Annotated in this window: 4 protein-coding genes; all 4 read right to left on the bottom strand. The window is 75.1% G+C overall.

Annotation, left to right across the window (positions count from 1 at the left end):
* On the bottom strand, positions 1-1,197 hold a 1,197-nt coding region (locus tag HZS56_RS37390; protein ID WP_253915528.1), incomplete at its 3' end, for an ABC transporter ATP-binding protein.
* A 171-nt stretch (positions 1,198-1,368) separates the two neighbouring features.
* A complete protein-coding gene (locus tag HZS56_RS37385; protein WP_216725258.1) occupies positions 1,369-2,166 on the bottom strand; it encodes an FAD:protein FMN transferase in 798 nt (265 codons plus the stop codon).
* 19 nt (positions 2,167-2,185) lie between these two features.
* Positions 2,186-2,608: an FMN-binding protein gene (locus HZS56_RS37380; RefSeq protein ID WP_216725256.1), complete on the bottom strand. Its 423-nt coding sequence runs from the start codon at positions 2,606-2,608 to the stop codon at positions 2,186-2,188.
* Positions 2,609-2,774: 166 nt separating this feature from the next.
* Positions 2,775-4,094, bottom strand: a 1,320-nt coding sequence (locus HZS56_RS37375; RefSeq protein WP_253915527.1) for a ferredoxin reductase family protein, incomplete at its 5' end; no start/stop codon positions are given.

Raw genomic sequence — 4,094 nt, 5'->3', positions numbered from 1 at the left:
GTCGGCGGGCCCGTCGGGCCGCGCGTCGCCGTTGCCGGCCCCGGCACGTGCGGCGCCGGTGTCCGCACCGGCCCGCGCGGCGCCGGTGCGGCCCGTGCCGTGGGCGGTGCGGATGGCCTCGCCGATGGCGGCCTGCGACGCGACGCCGGTCACCCGGCCCTCGGTGTCGACCGCGACCGCCCAGCCGGTGGGCGACAGCACGGCGCAGTCGAGGGCGGCGCGCAGCGAGTCGGTGCCGGGCACGAACGGCCGCCCGTACGGCAGCAGCGCGTCGGCCGCGATCTCCCCGGACCCGGCCCCGGCCCGCAGCTCGCGCGGCTCGCCCCAGCCCAGCGGGCGGCCGTCCGCGTCGGTCACCAGGAGGTAGGGGGCGTCGGGCGCGGCGAGCTGTTCGGCGGTGGCGTCCACCGGGACGACGGGGCCGGTCGTCAGTTCCAGGCCGGCGGACGGGAAGAAGGACAGTCCCCGGATGCCGCGGTCGGCGCCGAGGAAGTCCTCGACGAACGCGTCCGCGGGGTCGGACAGCAGTTCGGCGGGCGGTGCGAACTGGGCGAGCCGGCCGCCGGTGCGCATCACCGCGACCATGGTGCCCAGTTTGACGGCCTCGTCGATGTCGTGCGTGACGAAGACGATGGTCTTGCCCAGTTCGTCCTGGATGCGCAGGAGTTCGTCCTGCAGTCCCTTGCGGACGACGGGGTCCACGGCGGAGAACGGCTCGTCCATGAGCAGGACGGGCGGGTCGGCGGCGAGCGCCCGGGCCACGCCGACGCGCTGCTGCTGGCCGCCGGAGAGCTGGTACGGGTACCGCTTGCCGAGGGCGGAGTCGAGGCCGACGCGCTCCATCAGCTCCGCGGCCCGCTCCCGGGCCTTCTGCTTGCCCCAGCCGGTCATGCGGGGCACGGTGGCGATGTTGTCGAGGATCGTCCGGTGCTGGAAGAGCCCGGCGTTCTGGATGACGTAGCCCATCGAACGGCGCAGCGTGGTGACGGGCTGCTGCTGGAGGTCCTCGCCGTCCAGCAGGATCGTTCCCTCGGAGGGTTCGACCATTCTGTTGATCATCCGCAGGGTGGTCGTCTTGCCGCAGCCCGAGGGGCCGACGAGGACCGTGATGGCGCGGTCGGGTATCTCCAGGGACAGCCGGTCGACCGCCACCGTCCCGTCCGCGTACCGTTTGGTGACTGATTCCATGCGTATCAAAACGCCGAATACCCTTCGGGTCTGGCAGAAGCTGCCCGCTCCGGCCGCGGTCGGTGGGGCCGTCGCCGGTCGAGTGTAGACGGCGGATCTGCGGGGCCCTTCACGTCGGGGCGACTCCTTCCCGCAGATCGGGGGTTCACACCGGCGCCCCGGACCCCACCCTCCGGAGCCTCACACCGGCGCCCCGGCAGGCTCCTTTCCGGCCGCGGGGCCGGACCCGTAGCCGAGCCCCGGGCCGGGTCCCGGGCCGGGTCCGGGAGCCGCCCCCGCGACCGGCAGCCCGGGGGTGCGCAGCACGCGCCGCCGGGCGTCCACGGCGAACACCTCGCAGCCCTCGCGCGCCGCCGCCCACCCGGCGCCCTCGGCGCCCATCGCGAACGCCGCCGTGGCGGCCGTGTCCGCCTCGGTCAGGGTCGGCGCCACGACGGTGACGGCGAGCAGCCCGGTCGCCGGGCGGCCGGTGCGGCCGTCGACGATGTGGTCGCCGCGCTCGTAGCGGGCGGAGGTGGCGACCGCCCCGTCGGTGACCTCCAGGACGGTGCACAGCCGGTCCCGGCGCTCGGGGTGGCGTACGCCGACCCGCCAGGGGCCGCCGGCGGCGACCACGTCACCGCCGGCGTTGAGGCAGAACCGCCGTGCCCCGGCCGCGCGCAGCGACTCGGCCGCCCGCTGCACCGACCAGCCCTTGACCACCGCGCAGGGATCGAGACCCCGTCCCGGCAGCCGTGCGTCGAAGGCGCCGCCGGTCGCGATCCGGTACTCCTCGCACAGGTCCAGCACCTCCCGCAACCCGGCGCTCACCCGCGGCACTTCGCCCCGGTCGAGACGGCACACCTCGCTGTCCGGCCGGAACGGGCTGAAGCGGGCGTCGACCTCCCGCAGCCACGCGAAGACCCCGTCCACGGCCGCCTCGGGAACGCCGCCGGTGCCTACGCGGTCGTCCAGCCGGAGGGAGACCGGGAAGCCCATGACGTGCTCGACGCGCACGTCAGGCGCCCGTGCCCGGTGCGGCGGCCCGGGCGTCGATGGCGGCCTGCAGCGACTCCCGGTAGCCGTCGCTGGTGACCGTGGCGCCGGAGACGGTGTCCACGTCGGCGCTCTGCGCGTCGAGCGTCTCCTCGATCAGCTTCGGCACGGCGGCCGTGGTCTGCGGGTGGTCGGGCTGCCGGAGCATGCGTACGGCGCTGATCCGCCGCTCCTCGAAGGTCACCTCGACCTGGACGGGTCCCTTCTCGGTGCCGACGGTGGGACCGGCGACGACGGTGGAGCCGTCGGCCGGCGCGGCGGGGGCGACGGACGCCTCGGACGAGGCGGGCGGGGCGGCCGTCACGGCCTCGGGGGACGGGGCGTAGCGCCAGACCGGCACGAGACCGGCGATGCTCAGGACCAGCACGGGCAGTGCGCGCTTCACGGTGTGGGGGTTCCTCTCAGGGGGACCGGAACGTCGGACCATGCTCGGGGGACCGAAGCGTCCGACCGGGTTCGCTGGGCCGGATCGTCGGGCCATGCTCGGTCGGCCGGAGCGTCCGACCGGGTTCGGTGAGCCGGAGCACCCGACCGGGTTCGGTGGGCCGTGGTCATCCGGCGAGGCTGAAGCGTTCGGCGTGGATCTGCGCCTTTGGCACGCCCAGTTCGCGCAGGGTGCGCAGGACCGCGGTGGTCATGCCGGGCGGACCGCACACGTAGACGTCCCGGTCGGCGACGTCGGGGACGAGGGCGGCGAGGTCGCGCGGGCCCAGCTTGTCGGGGACGGCAGGGCCGGTGACCAGGTGCAGTTCGGCGCCCTTGGCGTGCGCGAGGTCGCGGAGTTCGTCGTGGAGGACGGCGTCGGGTCCGGTGGCGACGCGGTACAGCAGCACGGTGTGACCGGGCAGTTCCTCGAGCAGGGCCCGGATCGGGGTGACGCCGACGCCCCCGGCGATCAGCAGGGTGCCGGGGCGGGTGCGGTGCAGGGCGGTGAAGGCGCCGTAGGGGCCCTCGGCGAAGACGCGGGTGCCGGGCGCGAGGTGGCGCAGGGCGGCGGTGCCGTCGCCGGCGGCCTTGACGGTGAGGCGGAGCTGCCGGCCGTCGGGGGCCATGGAGAGCGAGAAGGGGTTGGCCTGCCACCAGCGGTCGCGGGTCAGGAACCGCCACAGGAAGAACTGCCCGGCCCGCGCGGGCAGCCGGTCCAGGTCGCGTCCGGTGAGGTAGACGGAGACGACGTGGTCGTTCTCGGGGACGACGGCGGTGACGCGCAGCCGGTGGCGCAGGTTGCGCCACAGCGGCAGGACGACCCGCCCGGCCAGGACCGCGCCGAGGGCCGCGCCCCACAGCGTGTACCAGTACGCCGTCGCGGCGGGCGAGGAGGTGAAGGACGTGCCGGCGGCCACCTGGTGGGTGACGGCGAGGACGACCGCGACGTAGGTGTACAGGTGGAGGAAGTGCCAGGTCTCGTACGCCATCCTGCGCCGCGCGGCACGCGCCGACACACCCCCGACCACCACGAGGAGGACCAGGGCGACGAGCGCGCGCAGTACGCCCTCGACGGTCTCGGCGAGGTCGACGAGCTGGTTGAGCGGGTCCAGGCCGGACGAGCGGCCGTAGCCGAAGGTGATGAGGACGACGTGGGCGAGGAGCGTCCACAGGACGGCGAAGCCGGTCCAGCGGTGCCAGGAGGTCAGCCGGTCCATGCCGATCCGCCGGTCGAACCAGGGCAGTCGGGCCACCAGGACAAGCTGGAAGGCCATCAGCAGGGCGCCGTAGAGGCCGGTGAGGCGGCCGAGGACGACGAGCGCGTTGGCGGCGAAGCCGGCCTGCACGAAGAGGACGGCGACGACGACGGCGTTGGCGGCGAGGATCGCGTACAGGCCGGTCCGGGCCACGGCCTTGGGGCGGAGGGCCGGTGCGGGGGGCGGCGG

Source organism: Streptomyces mayonensis, assembly GCF_018982965.1.
GTDB lineage: Bacteria > Actinomycetota > Actinomycetes > Streptomycetales > Streptomycetaceae > Streptomyces > Streptomyces mayonensis.
The sequence above is the reverse complement of the archived record's forward strand: the minus strand, read 5'-3'. Positions and strand labels throughout refer to the sequence as shown.

Excerpts from the sequence above, each read along its gene's own strand:
- HZS56_RS37385 (WP_216725258.1), bottom strand. The coding sequence starts at position 2,166 with ATGGGCTTCCCGGTCTCCCTCCGGCTGGACGACCGCGTAGGCACCGGC.